Annotated in this window: 15 protein-coding genes and 3 pseudogenes; 3 read left to right on the plus strand and 15 right to left on the minus strand. The window is 59.6% G+C overall.

Features of this window, described 5'->3' with window-relative positions; all coding sequences use genetic code 11:
- Positions 1-2 precede the first annotated feature (2 nt).
- From imuA to E5221_RS14890, 3 genes are all read right to left on the minus strand, one after another.
- Complete coding sequence (gene imuA, locus E5221_RS14880) at positions 3-623, minus strand: translesion DNA synthesis-associated protein ImuA (protein ID WP_041505915.1); 621 nt, start codon at positions 621-623, stop codon at positions 3-5.
- Positions 623-1240: a transcriptional repressor LexA gene (lexA, locus tag E5221_RS14885; RefSeq protein ID WP_025339260.1), complete on the minus strand. Its 618-nt coding sequence runs from the start codon at positions 1238-1240 to the stop codon at positions 623-625. The genes imuA and lexA overlap by 1 nt, the downstream gene beginning before the upstream one ends.
- A 129-nt stretch (positions 1241-1369) precedes the next feature.
- Positions 1370-2284: a LysR family transcriptional regulator gene (locus tag E5221_RS14890; RefSeq protein ID WP_061551814.1), complete on the minus strand. Its 915-nt coding sequence runs from the start codon at positions 2282-2284 to the stop codon at positions 1370-1372.
- A 141-nt stretch (positions 2285-2425) separates the two neighbouring features.
- Between E5221_RS14890 and E5221_RS14895 the strand changes: the two genes are divergently transcribed.
- The 3 genes from E5221_RS14895 to E5221_RS14905 all read left to right on the plus strand — a co-directional run bounded on the left by E5221_RS14895 (position 2426) and on the right by E5221_RS14905 (position 4830).
- Positions 2426-2821 (plus strand): RidA family protein, encoded by a 396-nt coding sequence (locus E5221_RS14895; RefSeq protein ID WP_061551813.1) that lies wholly within the window; start codon positions 2426-2428, stop codon positions 2819-2821.
- Positions 2822-2980: 159 nt separating this feature from the next.
- The gene (locus E5221_RS14900) at positions 2981-3637 is read left to right on the plus strand and encodes an HAD family phosphatase (protein ID WP_061551812.1); all 657 of its coding nucleotides are present in this window, start codon (positions 2981-2983) and stop codon (positions 3635-3637) included.
- A gap of 281 nt (positions 3638-3918) precedes the next feature.
- On the plus strand, positions 3919-4830 hold the full coding sequence (locus E5221_RS14905) for a LysR substrate-binding domain-containing protein (RefSeq protein WP_003260483.1): 912 nt from the start codon (positions 3919-3921) through the stop codon (positions 4828-4830).
- A gap of 348 nt (positions 4831-5178) precedes the next feature.
- On the opposite strand, the gene E5221_RS14910 is transcribed toward E5221_RS14905, so the two are convergent.
- The 12 genes and pseudogenes from E5221_RS14910 to E5221_RS14965 form a co-directional block, all read right to left on the minus strand.
- Positions 5179-5952: a helix-turn-helix domain-containing protein gene (locus E5221_RS14910; RefSeq protein ID WP_013972733.1), complete on the minus strand. Its 774-nt coding sequence runs from the start codon at positions 5950-5952 to the stop codon at positions 5179-5181.
- A 65-nt stretch (positions 5953-6017) separates the two neighbouring features.
- Entirely contained in the window at positions 6018-7472 is a 1455-nt protein-coding gene (locus E5221_RS14915) for an amidase (protein WP_247847744.1), read from the minus strand.
- Positions 7472-8782: a citrate-proton symporter gene (locus tag E5221_RS14920; RefSeq protein WP_247845883.1), complete on the minus strand. Its 1311-nt coding sequence runs from the start codon at positions 8780-8782 to the stop codon at positions 7472-7474. Before E5221_RS14920 ends, E5221_RS14915 begins: the two co-directional genes overlap by 1 nt.
- Positions 8783-8864: 82 nt before the next feature.
- Positions 8865-10040, minus strand: coding sequence for a M20 aminoacylase family protein (locus E5221_RS14925; RefSeq protein ID WP_247845884.1), 1176 nt, complete (start codon positions 10038-10040; stop codon positions 8865-8867).
- A gap of 180 nt (positions 10041-10220) precedes the next feature.
- On the minus strand, positions 10221-10412 hold the full coding sequence (locus E5221_RS14930; RefSeq protein WP_023662900.1) for a hypothetical protein: 192 nt from the start codon (positions 10410-10412) through the stop codon (positions 10221-10223).
- Positions 10413-10475, minus strand: a pseudogene (locus E5221_RS28810) (hypothetical protein); the annotation flags it as partial.
- Between the two features lie 12 nt (positions 10476-10487).
- Positions 10488-10607: an RHS repeat domain-containing protein gene (locus tag E5221_RS14940; protein WP_023662901.1), complete on the minus strand. Its 120-nt coding sequence runs from the start codon at positions 10605-10607 to the stop codon at positions 10488-10490.
- Between the two features lie 61 nt (positions 10608-10668).
- Positions 10669-11370, minus strand: coding sequence for an SMI1/KNR4 family protein (locus E5221_RS14945; protein ID WP_247845885.1), 702 nt, complete (start codon positions 11368-11370; stop codon positions 10669-10671).
- A 474-nt stretch (positions 11371-11844) separates the two neighbouring features.
- Positions 11845-12255 carry an immunity 22 family protein gene (locus E5221_RS14950; RefSeq protein ID WP_247845886.1) on the minus strand — a complete coding sequence of 137 codons (411 nt, stop codon included), beginning with the start codon at positions 12253-12255 and terminating at the stop codon, positions 11845-11847.
- A gap of 390 nt (positions 12256-12645) precedes the next feature.
- Positions 12646-13639, minus strand: a pseudogene (locus E5221_RS14955) (RHS repeat-associated core domain-containing protein); the annotation flags it as partial.
- Positions 13640-13764: 125 nt separating this feature from the next.
- Complete coding sequence (locus E5221_RS14960; RefSeq protein ID WP_247845887.1) at positions 13765-14565, minus strand: hypothetical protein; 801 nt, start codon at positions 14563-14565, stop codon at positions 13765-13767.
- 10 nt (positions 14566-14575) lie between these two features.
- Positions 14576-16626: pseudogene (locus E5221_RS14965) on the minus strand (RHS repeat-associated core domain-containing protein); the annotation flags it as partial.
- Positions 16627-16675: the final 49 nt, after the last annotated feature.

A 16675-nucleotide genomic window follows, 5' to 3' on the forward strand; every position in this document is an offset into this window, starting at 1 on the left:
CATCAGCCCCGCCCCGGGCAGGCGATGGGCAGCGCCGGTGGCATGCCACCACGGCTTTTCAGCACGCGCCATTGTGCCGGGCGGGTGTCGACGGCAATGCGCAGCGCCGCGGGTGAAGGGTTGTGCGCCGCCTGTTGCGGCCGGCAGGCGAAGGCCAGCGCCTGCCCGGTTTCGGCAGCCACCTGCAAGCGCCGCAGGGCGCGGTCATCGGCACGTTCCGGCCAGCACAGCACCGCCGCGCAACTGCCGGAGCGCAGGCACTGCTCGGCGGCCCACAGGGCATCGGCAGGTTCGGCGTCCACCTGTACCAGCCAGCGCAGGTCCACCCCCGCGGCCTGCCAGGCCGGGGCGTAAGGAATGAATGGCGGTGCCACCAGCACGATTCGGCTGGCTTCAGCGCTCAAGCGGGCCAGGGTCGGCCACAGCAGCTGCAATTCGCCACAGCCGGGGCTGGCCAGCAACAGTTCGCTGAGCGCAGCCGCCGGCCAGCCACCTTCCGGCAGGCATTGGTCAAGGGCGGCATGGCCCGTGGGCTGCAGGCCGAGCGGCCGCGCCTGGGCCTGCCGACCGCGCCATACCCGGCGCTGGTCGAGCAACCTGTCGAGGTCGACCACCGCGCCCATCAGTCACGCCTCAGCAAGCCGCAGAACACGCCTTCGATGAAGAACTCCTGTTCAGGCCGCACATCGATGGGCGCATAGGCCGGGTTGCGTGGCAACAGCCGGTAATTGCCACCCTGGCGCTGCAGGCGCTTGATGGTCACCTCGCCGTCCAGGCGGGCGACCACGATCTGGCCATCGCGGGCGTCGGCCTGCTGGAGGATGCCGACCAGATCGCCATCGAAAATGCCGTCGTCGATCATCGAGTCGCCACGCACCTTCAGCAGGTAGTCGGGGGTACGGCGGAACAGGCTGGGGTCGAGCAGCAACTGCTCGTGAATGTCGAGGTCCGGGCCGATGGGGGCGCCTGCCGCCACCTGGCCCAGCACCGGCACTTCGAGGATTTCCGGGCGGCGCAGCCGTTCGGCCAGGCGTATGCCCCGCGCCTGGTTCGGCGTGACGTCGATGTAGCCGGCCTGGCACAGGGCGGTGATGTGCTTGCGCGCCACGCTGCGCGAGGCAAAACCGAAGCGCGTGGCGATATCGGCCAGGCTCGGCGGCTGGCCGTGGTCGGCGATGCGCTCACGGATGAACTCGAAGATGGCGCGGCGTTTTGGGGTAAGATTGTCCATGGAGCACATTTGTACTCTTTTCGGAGCACGCTGAACAGCCCCCTTCGTCGACGGCTTGGCGGCTGCGTTCAATAGCTGGGCTGATACTCCAGGGAAAAGGCTGATGCGTTTGGATGGCGAAATGGGTTTACCCCTGTTTCACCCAGCCACAGGTGCATGCTCGGCCATCAACTCGATCATCCAGTCGATAAATACCCGCACCTTGGCGCTGACATGGCGATTCGGCGGGAATGCCAGGTACATCGGCATTGGCGCCATCTGCCAGTCTTCAAACAGCGGCAGCAGCTCGCCGCTGGCCAGGTGCGGTCTGGCCATGTACTGCGGTAGCCAGATTATCCCCAGGCCAGCCAAGCCGGCGGCAAGGTACGCATTGCCGTCGTCGACCATCAGTTGCGAGCGGCCTTGGGCTTCCATGCGCTCCTCGCCCCGCTGCATCGCGTAGGGCAAGGCTTTGCCTGTACGAAACCAGAGGAAGCCGACGGTGTTGTGTCGGCTCTCTTCTAGCTCACGGGGATGCACCGGCGTACCGAAGCGCTGCAAATAGCCGGGCGCGGCATAGATGCCGAGTTTCAAATCGCCCACGTGCCTTGCCACCAGGGATTGATCGGTGATCTCGCCGCCACGCACCACGCAGTCGACGTTTTCACCAATGATGTCGACGATACGATCGCTCACGCCCACAGTCAGCTGAATCTCTGGATAGCGTGCAAAGAACCCTGGCAAGGCTGGTATGAGCAGCATTCGCGCCAGTGGGCTGGGGACATCCACTCGCAGCCGCCCGCGTGGTGTCATCGACGCGCTGGACAAACTGGTCTCGGCGTCGTCCATGTCGACCAGCAGCCGGACGACGCGTTCGTAGTAGGCCGCACCGTCGGCGGTGACATTCACCTTGCGTGTGGTGCGGTTGAGCAGGCGCACACGCAGCCTCGCTTCCAGTTGCTGAACGAGCTGCGTCACGGTGGTCTTGCTCATGTGCAGCGTGGCTGCCGCCTTGGTGAAGCTGCCGGTTTCCACCACGCGGACAAATGCCTGCATTGCATCGAAACGGTCCATTCCACGTCTCACTCGCGCCTGGATTGTTTGGATTATACAAACAGTCATGGCCAGCGCTGCCCGTTTATTCAGGCCGGCGGCCTTTCTTATAGTGGCTTCACCCTAATCAACGGGCCGCCAGGGCCCCGAACGAGGTATGCAATGTCCAGCAAACGTGATGTCGTCTTCCCGCCTGATCGCCATGCTTTGTATGAGCTCCACCGCTACTCGCCAGCGCTTCGTTCCAACGGTTTTCTGTTCGTTTCCGGCCAGGTAGGTAGCCGCAAGGACGGCTCGGCCGAGCCGGACCTCGCGGCGCAGGTTCGCATGGCCTTCGCCAACCTCAATGCGATCCTGGCCGAAGCCGGCAGTAGTTTCGAGGATGTGGTTGACACGACCATCTTCATGGTCGACCCCGACTCGAAATTCGAAACCATCTGGGAGGTGGCGGCCGAGTATTGGGGTGAGGCTCCCTACCCGACGGTGACCGCTATCGGCGTGACCTGGCTGTCGGGCTTCGACTTCGAGATCAAGGTGATCGCGAAACTGCCGCAATGATGCTGAAGGCTTATATGGCTGGTCCGGCAACCTGAATGCGGAGGACGTCTGCCAAGGCTGCCGTACTCCAGTACACTCAGGAAGTCGCGTAGGTGACGTGACTCCAAAGGCAAAGAATCTCCCTTCTGGCCCGCCCATGATTTTGGACCTGGATACCCAATGCTGACTGCCCTGCTGTTCGACCTCGACGGAACCCTCACCGACACTGACACCTTGCATCTGCAGGCCTTTCGCCAACTGCTGCGCGAGCATGACGGCCGCGAGCTGAGCCAGGCGCAGTTCGATGCCCAGGTCAGCGGCCGCGCCAACGGCGAGCTGTTCGCCGAGCTGTTTGCCGGTGCCAGTGCCGAGCAGTGCCAGGTGCTGGCCGACCGCAAGGAGGCGCTGTTCCGCGACATGTCGCCGGCTCTTGAGCCGATGCCGGGCCTAGTGCGCCTGCTGGAACATGCCCAGGCTCGTGACATCGGCATGTGCGTGGTGACCAATGCACCGCGGCTGAACGCCGAGCACATGTTGAACGCCATGGGCCTGGGCCAGCGTTTCGCGCACGTGCTGGTGGCCGAGGAACTGGCACGGCCCAAGCCGGACCCGCTGCCTTACCTGACCGGGTTGCAGCGGCTGGGTGCCGAGGCCGGGCAGGCACTGGCCTTCGAGGATTCGCTGCCGGGGGTGGCAGCCGCGAGTGGCGCGGGGATCTTTACCGTGGGCGTGGCCACTACGCAGACGCCGGAGCGGTTGCTGGCGGCGGGGGCCGGATTGGTGATCGATGATTTCAACGACCCGGCGTTGTGGGCGTTGATCGAGCGTCGGGCTTGAGGTATGTGGTGGATTTGAGATCGAGCGCCGCCCGCGCGGCGCTTCGCAGCACAAGGCTGCTCCTACATCTGTTTCGGGCCAGTTATTCCTGAGGCGAAAGCGCGCGGTCCCTTGGCGTCCACCTCGATATCGTGCCGGGCAAACAAGGCGGTCGCGTGCATTGGAACAGGCGATACTGGCCCGAAACAGATGTAGGAGCAGCCTTGTGCTGCGAAGCGCCGCGCGGGCGGCGCTCGATCTCAAATCCACCATAACCCCCAAGCCGCACACCCCAGGCCCCCATGCTGATCGACGAAGAACTGACCCTCAAGAAGCTGGAAACCTTCCTCGCCTTCATGCGCACCGGCAACCTCGGCCGCGCCGCCGCGGAGCTGGCCACCAGTGCTGTCAGCGTGCACCGCGCCATCCACTCGCTGGAAAGCGCACTGCGCTGCCCGTTGTTCAAGCACGAAGGCCGCCAGCTGATCCCGCTGGAAAGCGCCTACGTGCTGGAAAAGAAAGCCCGCCAGCTGATCCAGGACGCCGAGCAGATGGTTCGCCTTACCCGCGAGGCCGCCGGCTTCTACGCCGAGCGCTTCCGCCTGGGTGCGCTGTACTCGCTGACGGTGAAAACCGTACCCAAGCTGGTCATGGGCCTCAAGCTGCGCCGCAGCGAACTCAACATCGACCTGACCCTGGGCTCCAACGTCGACCTGCTGCAGCGCCTGAAGAACCACGAACTGGAGGCCATCCTCGTGTCGCTCGACGAAAGCGTCAGCGACCCGGCCTGCGAGCAGTTGCCGCTGTTCTCCGACGACATCTTCCTTGCCGTCCCCATCGATTCACCCTTCGCCGAGCAGGCCGAGGTGGACCTGGCCGACCTGGCCGACTCCACCTTCATCACCCTGACCCAGGGCTTTGCCACCCACCGCGATGGTGCCCGGGTGTTCCAGCAGGCCGGCTTTGAACCCAAGGTAGCCATGCAGGTGAACGATATCTTCACCCTGCTGAGCATGGTCAGCTCGGGCGTGGGCTTTGCCTTGCTGCCTGGGCGGATCGCAGCGGTGTATGAAAACCGGGTCAGGCTGATTGCCCTGAAGCCGCAATATCGCTTGCAGCAGCATATTGGCGTGGTGTTCCTCAAGGCGCGGGAGCGGGAGCCGAACCTGCTGGCGTTGCTGGCGGAGTGCCGGATGTACAGCCTGGAACGTTGAAGGGCTGCGGACACAGCTTCTTTTGTTGTTTGCTGCACTGGCCTCTTCGCGGGCTCGCCCGCTCCCATAGAACAACACATGACTCATTGGTTCGGCGAGGTTCTGTAGGAGCAGCCTTGTGCTGCGAAGAGGCCGGTACTGACAAAGCCTGTCTGTTGCTTGTACCGGCCTCTTCGCAGCACAAGGCTGCTCCTACAAAGGCCGCGTCAGACGAGCGATATTTGTTCTCTGCGCGACAGCGCAGCCCAAAAGGGCTGGGTTATCTCCCACAGGTACCGAGCAAGCCTCGGGCAATGCACTTTCCCTGTGGGAGCGGGTTTACCCGCGAAGAGGCCGGTACAGGCTGACTCAAACAATCAGGGCCCGCTGCACCTCGCCCACCGTTGTAGCCAGGCTGTTCAGGTGCAGGTTCAACACCCGCTCCACCGGCGCCTGGTCCAGCGGCCAGTGCAAGGCAATGCTCCCGGCCAGGCGCCCTTCGGCATGCACCGGCAGGGCAATGGCGCGGATCAGGAACGGCAAGCGCACCGGATACTCCCAGTGCCCTTCGGTGCGCTGGCCGAACCCCTTGTTCGCTTCCTCCTCGATGTCGCGCAGCACCGTCTCGTCGCCCACCCGCTCATGGGCCGCCAGGCGCTGCACTTCATCGACCGCCAACTCACCCAGGCATGCCCGCCCCATCGCCGAGTGGAACAGGCTGGCATGATGCCCGACGATCTGGCAGGTGTGCGGGTAACGCTTGCGCAATACCTGGGGCACAGCGCTTTCCATCACCTCCAGCCGCTCGCCGTCGAAACACGACAGGTCGGCCACCAGCCCGGTGCGTTCGCTCAATTCCAGTAGCATGGGCGCGGCGTGTTCCACCAGGCGCCGTTTGAAACGCAGCTGGCGGTCACCGAACAGGCGCCGCGCGCACAGCCGGTAACGCCTGTCGCTGAGGCCGCGGTAAACCCAGCCCTGCTCCTGCAAGGTGGCGAGCATGCGCGACACCGTGGCCTTGGGCAGCGCCGTCAGGTAATGCAGTTCTTCCAGGCCCAGCGCCTGGTGTTCGCCAAGCAGGTCGACGATGGCCAGCGCCCGTTCCACCGAACGCACGCCGCCACTGTCTGCCGTGATGCCCATGAGTGTGACCTCCCTGTAACTGGATGGTCAGGATAGCCAGCAAGATCCGCGCCTGCCCAGCGGTTTCATGGCGCTTGCAGGCTCCGGGGTGGGCGCCGCGCTACCCAACGGGTGAGCTGTTCATGGGCATGGGCCAGCTGCAACACCGCATGGTCAGCCTGGGCCGGGCCGATGATCTGCAGGCCCATGGGCAACCCGGCAGCGTTGAAACCGACCGGTACGCTGATGCTAGGCAAGCCGGCCAGGGTCGGCCCAATCACCACTTCCATCCAGCGGTGATAGGTGTCCATCGCCCGCCCACCGACCACCGTTGGCCACGGTTGCCATGCATCGAATGGGAACACCTGGGCCGATGGCAACAGCAGGTAATCGTAACGCTCGAACAGCTTGCCCAGCGCGCGGTACCAGTCGCTGCGGGCCACCGAAGCCTGGTACACCGCTGCCGCGCTCAGTTGCAGGCCACCCTCCACCTCCCACTGCGCCTCGGGCTTGAGCAGCGCGCGCTTGCCCGGGTCGGCATAGGCCGCAGCGAGGTTGCCGTGCACCAGGAAGTGGCGATGGGTCAGCCAGCACTGCCACAAACGCGCCATGTCGAACGCCGGCTGGCAGGCCTCGACCCGGCAGCCAAGTTCGGCGAAGTCTGCCAGGGCCGCTTCGCACAGGCCCAGTACCCCGTCATCCATCGCCAGGTAACCGTCGTAGTCGCCCAGCCAGCCAACCCGCACGCCGCGAAAATCGCGCTGCAACCCGGCGGCAAAATCGCGCCGGCCCTCGCCCAGCGACAACGGCGCCCGCGCATCGAAGCCCGCCTGGGTCGACAACAGCCGCGCCACATCCACCACACTGCGGCCCATCGGCCCCTCGGTGGCCAGCTGCTGCACGAACAGTTCCGGCGCCGGCCCGTGGGGAACGCGGCCCTGCGACGGGCGCAGGCCATACACGTTGTTGAACGCCGCCGGGTTGCGCAGCGAGCCCATCATGTCGCTGCCATCGGCGACCGGCAGCAGGCGCATGGCCAGCGCCGCCGCCGCCCCACCGCTGCTACCCCCGGCCACCTTGCCCGGGTCGTAGGCGTTGGTGGTGGTGCCGAACAGGGTGTTGTAGGTCTGCGAACCAAGGCCGAATTCCGGCACGTTGCTCTTGCCCACGATCAGCGCACCACTGGCCCGCACCCGCGCCACACTGATCGCGTCCTGCTCGGGCACCTGCTCGGCGAACAGCGGCGAGCCCAACGTGGTGCGCAGCCCGGCAGTGGCAGCCAGGTCCTTGATCGCCTGGGGCATGCCATGCATCCAGCCGCGCGAATGGCCACGGGCCAGCTCGCGGTCACGCTCATCGGCCTCGGCCAGCAGTGCCTCGGCCGGGCGCAGCGACACCAGCGCGTTTACCTGCGGGTTGAAGCGTTCGATATGCGCCAGATAAGCCTGCATCACCTCCCGGCACGACATCTGGCGGGCATGGATGGCCCGGGACAATGCCTCGGCATCGAGGGCAACGATGGGGTCGATGGCTAGCGGCATCACGGTTTCACTCCAAGGTTGAAAGCGGCAGGCTTGCCCGCACGTGGGGCTTCTTTCAGGCAATAGGTGCCCAGCAGTGTCAGCAGGCAGGCGAACAGCACATAGAACGATGGCGCCACCGGGGTACCGAGCGCCTTGCTCAGCCAGGTGACGATCAACGGGGCGAAGCCGCCGAACACCATCACCGCCACGTTATAGGCCACCGACACACCGGTAGAACGCACCTCGACCGGGAACTGCTCGGCCAGGGCCGTGGGCGCCGGCCCGAAGAAGCCACCGATGGCGGTGCACAGCAGCAGTTGCATCACCAGCAGGCGCTCCAGCGACGGCGCGGCAGCCACCCACACATACAACGGGTAGACCATGACGAAGAACGCCAGGGTGAAGGCCATCAGCACCGGGCGCCGCCCCAGCCGGTCAGACAACGCCCCGGACAGCGGGATCACCACGGTCATCAGCCCAACCGCAAGCATCTGCACCAGCAGCACCTGGTCCAGCGGCAGGCCGAGGTTCTTGTGGGCGAAGGTCGGCATGTTCACCAGCACCACGTAGAACGACACCGTCGCGCCACAGGCCAGGCCCATCGATACCAACAGGCTGCGCCGATGCTCACGCAGCACCTGCCACAAGCTGGGCGACTGGCCCTTGGCCTGGCGGCGCGCCTCGATGAATTCCTCAGGCTCTTCCATGTGCTTGCGAATCCACAGCCCCACCGGGCCGATCAGCAGGCCGAGCACGAACGGGATACGCCAACCCCAGCTGTCCAGCGCCGCAGGCGTGCACAGGTGGGTGACCAGGGCCACCATCGCCGCCCCGGAGAACACCGCCAGGCACTGCCCCACCAGCTGCCACGAGCCATACAGGCCCTTGCGGTGGGCCGGCGCGCTCTCCACCAGAAAGGCCGTGGCGCTGGCGTACTCGCCGCCGGTGGCAAAACCCTGCAGCATGCGCGCCACCACGATCAGCATCGGCGCGGCCATGCCGATGGCCAGGTAGTCGGGGGCAAAGGCGATCATGGCAATGGAGACGGTTATCAGCCGGATGATCATCTGCATCGCCGCCTTGCGGCCTTTGCGGTCGGAATACATGCCCAGCAGCACGCCGCCCACCGGGCGCATGAAAAAGCCGACGCCGAAGGTGGCCAGGGCCATCAGCAGCGAGGCGTATTCGTCGTCGGAGGGGCAGAACTGACGGGCGATGATGCTGGCCAGAAAGCCGTACACGATAAAGTCATACCACTCCAGGGCGTTGCCGATGACGGCGGCGACCACTTGCCGGGTACGCGACACGCCGGTGCTCGAAGTCTGCATAGGAAACACTCCACACAATGATTGGGTGATCGCCCAGGCGCGGTCGCGCCCGGGTTCCAGCGGCAGTCGTCAAAAGGAAAGGTCAGGCGGGCGCGAGCCAGCGCTCTGCCAGCGCGCCCCAGTAGGCGGCGCCGGTCAGCAGGATGTCATCGTTGAAGTCGTAGGCCGGGTTGTGCACCATCGGCCGCGATACACCATTGCCGATGAACAGGTAGGCGCCGGGGCAGCGTTGCAGCATCCAGGCGAAGTCTTCGCTGCCCATCAGCTTGCGGGTGTTGCCATCCACTGCCTCGGCACCGAGCAATTCCACCCCCACCTGCCGGGCGAAGGCGTTTTCCGCGGCATGGTTGACCAACACCGGGTAGGCCGGGCGGTGTTCTAGGGTGGCGCGGCAACCAAAGCTTTCGGCCTGGCTGACGATAATGGCCCGCACCCGCTCCAGGGTCTGCGCCCGCACCTCGGCGTTCAGCGCGCGCAGGCTCAGGCGCAGCAGCGCCTGCTGCGGAATCACGTTGGCCGCTTCGCCGGCCTGCAAGGCGCCGACGGTAACCACCGCCGCCTCCTGTGCATCGATATTGCGCGCCACCACGGTTTGCAGGGCCATCACCACACTGGCCGCCGCCACCAGCGGGTCGACGGTCAGGTGCGGCATCGAGCCATGGCCGCCAACCCCGTCGAGTGTCACCGTGAGCAGGTCTTGCGAGGCCATCATCGGCCCCTCGCGAAAGCCCAGGTGCCCGGCCGGCAGCCCGGGCATGTTGTGCATGCCGAACAGTGCATCGCAAGGGAAGCGCTCCAGCAGGCCGTCGGCCAGCATCGCCTCGGCGCCACCCTGGCCCTCCTCGGCCGGCTGGAAGATCAGCGTCAGCGTCCCGTCGAACTGCCGGGTGGCCGCCAGGTAGCGCGCGGCGCCAAGCAGCATGGTGGTATGCCCGTCATGGCCGCAGGCGTGCATGCAGCCTTGGTGCTGGCTGCTGTACGCGGCGCCGGTGGCCTCGTGGATGGGCAACGCGTCCATGTCGGCGCGCAGGCCCAGGCGGCGTGGGCTGCTGCCATTGCGCAGTACGCCGACCACGCCGGTCTTGCCGATACCGGTGTGCACTTCATAGCGCCATTCTTCGAGCAGCTGGGCAACCAGCGCCGAAGTGCGGCTTTCTTCGAACCCCAGTTCCGGGTGAGCGTGGATATCGTGACGGATTGCGTGCAGGTCGCTGGCCACATCGTTCAGCCAGGCCAGGATGTGCTGATGTCGGGACATGTAGAGTCTCCTCGCGCGGGTGGTTTCCCGTTCTTGTTGTTCGCCTTGAGGTCACGACGGGTGAGGCAGGTCGTGCTTGGCTGACAGATAAGCGCGAGGAGCGATGAAGCACAATCGAATCTGGTTTCGCACGGTGGAACCGAAACGTGGCTTGCCGGGGAGGCAGTCACTTTGGCGGCCCTACCTGCTGGCCGTAACCATCTCATCCAGACGCACGAGATGGCCGCCAGTGTTCCAGCTGAAGCGCCGCGCCACTTTTGAACCCCCAAGGCATGGGCAATCCAGGGTGTTCCACCACAGGTACTTGGACTTGTAAGTCGCATCGATGATGGTGTGCGGCAGGCCGTCATCGCTGTTCAGGTACTCGGTCATCTGGCCGCGGGCATCGAATTCGGCGAGCAGGTTGCCCTTGTCGTCATAGCGCGCTTGCCAGGTGCTGCCATCCGGTTAGCTGACCTGGGTCACCAACGTGGTCAGGTGGTGATATTCGTAGGTGGTCTTGCGGCCCAGCGGGTCGGTTTCTTCCAGCAGGCGGGCTACCCAATTTGAAATCTGTGCGAATCTCAAACCGGCAAGTAAAAAGTTTAACCAATACCTCGGCAAAGCCCCATTCGAAAAGCCCCAATGCTCAACGAAGCTTGGCAATTAACTCATCACGAGGTTTGGTGTCTTCCAAAAATGTTGCCATCCAAGTATCCATTACCTCAAATATATCAATCCCCAACTCTGGAACCATAGGATCTTCATGCCACCAAATCAAACCCTCTGTATCATTATCCTTGTCACCATCTACCGCGACATAGTCTCCGCCACCGTTTGAAAACACCGTAATCCAACGTTCAGCAAAAGAGTCATCCTCCTCATCAACCAAATTCGAAACACGTGATTGGTCACCAAGACTTTGCGGCCCCATTGAACGAGCAGGAAAAAACGTGTACCCATTGTGCACGTCCCGATAAAAATCTTGAAACCTGGCTGGAAGATGCTTGAACTCTCCATTATCAGTAGCGCCACCCTCCACAGGCACCCCGCCCACGTAATAATAGAAGCCGTTTACATCGTGAAAAACATATACTAATTCAATACTATCACCTAGCATCAATACCGTGCCCAGCAAGCTATCGTTGAGCAGCGAAATTACGGACGGGAATTCACTTGAAAAAGACTTCCAACCTTGAGGATATACAGGCGAACCCTCAAGGGCCAACCCAAACTGCTCCCAGCTTTTAGGCAATGCGACATCTGAGGGAACATCCATGCGACTAAAGCATATTTTATAATCAGAAAAAGTATTACCGACGTCTTGAACAATATCATTAAGCGTAATCATTTCATTCTCCTAGAAGAACCCAGAAATCATTTCCTGCAATTCAACCTCTAATTTCGCAGCCCGCTCCATCATACTACTTCTGAAGCCAAAATGCAGGAAGTGGCCGAGGGCGTTTTCGATGCGTTGCAGTGGCACTTCGCTGTTGGTGTCTGGCACTTCGCCGAAATAGAAGAACAGGTTGTCGAGGGTTTGCAGGATGTAGTGGCCGCCCTCGGTGCATACAGGTACACCTGTTCGTGCGGGTTGTAGATGCGCCCGGCGGCACATGCAGTGAAAGAATATCGGCTCTACCTATACTTTGGCAGAGCCAAATAAACTATTAGTTATTAAAGACCGAATCCTTATTACCATAATACTCACAACAAAAACTTTAAATTAAAAACAACACATAACCGCACATCAAAAATCAGATCCAAACACTAAAAATGTTGACGCAGAGCGCCAATTCCAGGTTCCTCTGGACCTTCGTCGAACTTATTCGCCCTCATATAACCCAATATACTTCAAACCATTATAATTCGACTTTAGCGGTTTGGAAATTTCCGTGCCACCATCAGAGTACCAGAAAATAGCATTAGCCTTAGTAATTCCAAGTCTCAAACACTCCGTCTTTAGATCCTCAATGCAACTGGAATCAACCGCAGATTCAAGCATGATCTCCTCTAAATTCACCTCCTCCGCTTTTCTTGGTATAATCCCTATGAAATCTTCGTCATACCATCTCACACCAATATCTTTGCAAAACCCACAAACCTTATATGCTGGATCATCCAAATCCACAGAATAGTCCAATTCAAAATACTTTAGATATTCATCCTCCGAAGAGAAATTTGCACCTACCCAAACATGAACTTTTTTATACCGATCAATATCATAAGAGTCCATTTAGCATGCTCCTAGCTTCATGTGTTTGCTGTGATGTGAATCGATCACGCTAAGCGCTTGGCTTTGCGCACCATTCAGGTCTTTAATTAAATTATTATGGAACAGCCTTCCAGCCCTACTACCATGGTGCGGACCGTCCGGCACAGGATTACCATATTTGTCTGCCACACCCACAAAAGTAATATCTTTGGTTGGCACTGTCATTTTTTTAAGCTCTTGAGCGGTAAAGCCAAGTTCTTTTGCCTTCGACGCTATAGAGACAGGGAACATCTCATGTTTACCTCCCGGATTTCTAAGGGCGGCTTCTACAGCTTTTTTATTATCAACAATATCTTGAACTGAGGCGCTATTAAACCAGCTATCAAACCCGTTTTTCTCCCAAGGCACCCAACCCAAAGGGTCAACCCAAGTAGTCGGCGCCGGCACATAAACATATAAACTAGCACCGCCTCTGACACCTATTGGATCCTGGGTGACAAATCGCCCAATTTCTGGATCATAGAACCGAAAAGTATTGTAATTCAGGCTCGATTCGCAATCAAAATACTGACCTTGGAACCGTAGGTTTTGCTCGACTTCCTTGACCGGCAGACTATCTATCGCCCCCCAAGAACGATACGTCGCCTGCCAAACGATCTTGCCATTGCTGTCCGTCAACTCCAACGGCGTGCCAATCTGGTCAGTATGGAAGTAATAAACCTTCTGCTCCTCTCCTTCCGCCTGATCGACCCGCGCCAACGGCGCATAGCTGCCCGGCTCGTACAGGTACAAGATGCTCTGCCTAGGCGTCTCCTCACGCAGCATCCGCAAGCCTTGCCAGAGGAAGCGCTTCTGTTCGACTTCGCCGTTGATCTCCGCCTGCTTGGCCACCCGCCGCCCCAGGCTGTCGTAACGGTAGTGCCCGGTACTCTCGAGCTTGCCATTGACCAATGTCTCCGCCCGCACCAGCCGGTTCTCGCAGTCATAGGCAAAGCTCTGCAGCTTGCTGTGCCCCAAGCGCTTTTCGATCAGGTTGCCCCACGGGTCGTAACGGTACTCCTGATCCCGCCACTGCCTGATCCGGTTGTCCTTGACCTTGGCGAACTGTCGCGCATTGAAGCCCAGCCGGTTGGCTGCCGCGTCGTAGCGGAATTCCTCGCTGCCCACCAGCGAGCCGGTATCGCGGCTGCGCAACTGCCCGTTAGCTTCGTACTCCTACTTGATCTCGCCACGCAGCTTGTCCAGCGTGCGTACCAATTCACCCGCCGGGTCGGATCCACCAGCAGCGAGGTATTGATACCGGTGTTGTGCACTTGCGACAGCTTGTCGGCGGGCAGCATCGAGGCGTATTGCCAAGCATTACGCCCCATCGCGTATAACCAAAGCAGTTAGTTAACTTTCTTTGCTCGGCGGACCTCTAGATGCAGTCAAACAATAAAACTAGGCAATTAATCAGAGACATAGGCATGCATTAAAATCAGCCACCTCTTCACTTTTCTCACACCCAGCCGACATCAAATCCTGGAGAATTCATGGCAATAACTTAGCTTTCCTTGAGGGGCGTAAAGGTTTCCAAGAGATCAAAAGACCCTCCCCCCCAAGTTCTTTATTAACATGCTCCAAATTCTTACCCTCAACCATCCAAACCCAAATATCATTTGCACTTAATTTCAGGACACCATGCCGACTATCGCTTAAAATCCAATCTCGGAGACTATAGGAGCCCACCTGCAATTTCAGATGCCCCTCATTTACAACATTTATGGGATATACCATTCTTAGCATTTCATTCTTATATCGCTCTGCCCCCTTGAATCTGCCACCTGTCTCCCTGCTAAACAGAGTAGGATTCTCATAGTCATAGACACTGATTAAGTTTTCGCCGCCTGCGTAATAAAGCCCCTCAGAAACATCATCCACAGAATAAAATATTGCATAATCCAACGAGCCGGACAAACAAACACCATCAATAAACTCTAAAAAACCCTCCTCCCCAAAGCTTGAGGGCAAGCCCTGCGCATCAATATGGTAAAAGCCCCCAAAGTCCGTTGTCGAATATCCAAAAGATGCATCCCAAAGAAAACCATTTTCACTTTCGCAATAGAGCCTGAACGATGTAGCCCTCCCGGACTTAACCTCCCTGCTCAAATCAGCCAAAGAAACTTCCACAAAGTCAATATCTTCTTCCGATCTATCTTTTCGATATTTATAATACCCTGATGCCGTAATGTCCAACCCTATAATTTTAAAGAAAAGCACGCCCAATTCATATACGAATTCGGGAGTGATCTTTTCGATGCCGTAAATTGCCATCGCATTGGCCGCACACATATCATCGCACCTATATGCTATCAGTTAAGCTATCTAGAACACTTTTTATCTTTGAAGCATTATAATGATGCTTCAACACAATAATGTTTCCTTGGTCGAAACTCGGCAGATTACCCATCGCAGTCTGATTCCGCACCGTCAATGAAGGTAACTTTTTCCCCATGTCAGTCTTAGAGGCCAGTTCGATTGCATAAACTTTTCCAGAATTATCAATAGCCATAATATCTGGGCGCCGCCCTGAAACCCCTTTACCATTAGCGAAACTGTACGACCTATTCAAATATATCTCTTTGAACTTACCGCTCATTGCCAGCTTATTAGCAATGGCCTCGGAGAACTGATCATGCCCCGGAGTCCCATCTTTTTGACCTTTGCCGAATATTTTTGCTCCATTAACCTCTCGCATAGGGCATGCAGCGAGCCCAAGGGGGTCAATCCATGTGATCGGGCTCGGAACATAAGCGTAGAGGTTGTTCCCCCCTTCTAACCCGATAGGATCTTGCGTGACGAAACGTCCAACCTCAGGATCGTAATAGCGGAGCGTATTATAATGCAGCCTAGTTTCGTTATCGAAGTACTGTCCCTGGAAGCGCAAATTTTGCTCGACCTCATCGATAACCAGATGCTCAATACCCCCCCACGAACGATACGTAGCCTGCCAAACAATCTTGCCATTGCTGGCCGCCAGCTCCAGCGGCGTGCCAATCTGGTCAGTATGGAAGTAATAGAGCTTCTGCTCTTCCCCCTCCACCTGATCGATCCGCGCCAACGGCGCATAGCTACCCGGCTCATACAGGTACAGAATGCTCTGCCTCGGCGTCTTCTCCCGCAGCATCCGCAACCCTTGCCAGAGGTAGCGCTTCTGCTCAACTTCGCCATTGATTTCCGCCTGCTTGGCTATTCGCCGCCCCAAGCTGTCGTAACGATACTCGCCTCGGCTCTCCAGCTTGCCATTGACCAAAGTCTCAGCACGCACCAGCCGGTTCTCACAGTCATAGTTAAAGCTCTGCAGCTTGCTGTGCCCCGAGCGCTTCTCGATCAGGTTGCCCCACGGATCGTAGCGGTACTCCTGATCCCGCCACTGTTTGATCCGGTTGTCCTTGACCTTGGCAAACTGCCGCGCATTGAAATCCAGCCGGTTGGCTGCTGCGTCGTAGCGAAACTCCTCGCTGCCCACAAGCGAGCCGGTATCACGGCTGCGCAATTGGCCGTTGGCTTCGTACTCGTACTTGATCTCGCCACGCAGCTTGTCCAGCGTGCGCACCAGTTCACCCGCCGGGTCGTACTGATAGCGACGGTGGATCGGGTTATACGCATGCTCCACCAGCAACGAGGTATTGATCCCGGTGTTGTGCACCTGCGAAAGCTTGTCGGCCGGCAAGTTCGAGGCAAACTGCCAGGCCTTGCGCCCCATGGCGTCATAGCCAAAGCAGCTGGTGAGCTTGCCCTGGGTCCGGTACACCTCACGGTGTAGGTCGTCACGCTCCATGTCGCTGATCACCTGGCCGTCCAGGTTCAGCTGGTGCAAATGCCCGCTGCCGTAGTACAGGTGGTTGACCTTGCGGCCATCCGGCAGGGTCAATGTGGTCAGGTTGCTGAGAGCATCATACTTGTAGTCCAGCGCTCCGCTCGGACTCAGTTCCTGTGTCAGTCGACCCAGCAGGTCATAGCTGTAGCAGAGCTTTTCATCGGTGATGCCCAACCGTTTGCCAGTAGCTGTCGGCTGGCGCTGAATGCTCAGCAAGCGGTCAGCATCGTCGTAGGCGAAGTCTTGCCGCGCATCGCGGTTGACCTTGGCCAGTAAACGGACAATTGCGTCGCGCTCGAACAGCGTGCTGCGCTCTGGCCGCTCGCCGTTGTCGCCGTAGCCAATCTCGTCCCGCCAGCGTCGTAGCCGAAGCGCCGGGCCAGGTTGTCGACCCGCACTTCTTCGCTCAGGCGGTCCGAAGCGTCGTAGGCAAAGCTGTAAGTAGTGTTGTTCTCGTTGACAAGCGCCGTCAGGCGCAGCGCCTTGTCGTATTCATAGCGAACCCACTCGCCCTTGGCATCCTGACGGCTGCTTGCGATTGCCCAGTTCGATCAGTTGAAAATGAGACGACTGAGGCACAGC

Origin of the sequence: Pseudomonas sp. A2 (assembly GCF_023100865.1) — a bacterium.
GTDB lineage: Bacteria > Pseudomonadota > Gammaproteobacteria > Pseudomonadales > Pseudomonadaceae > Aquipseudomonas > Aquipseudomonas asiatica.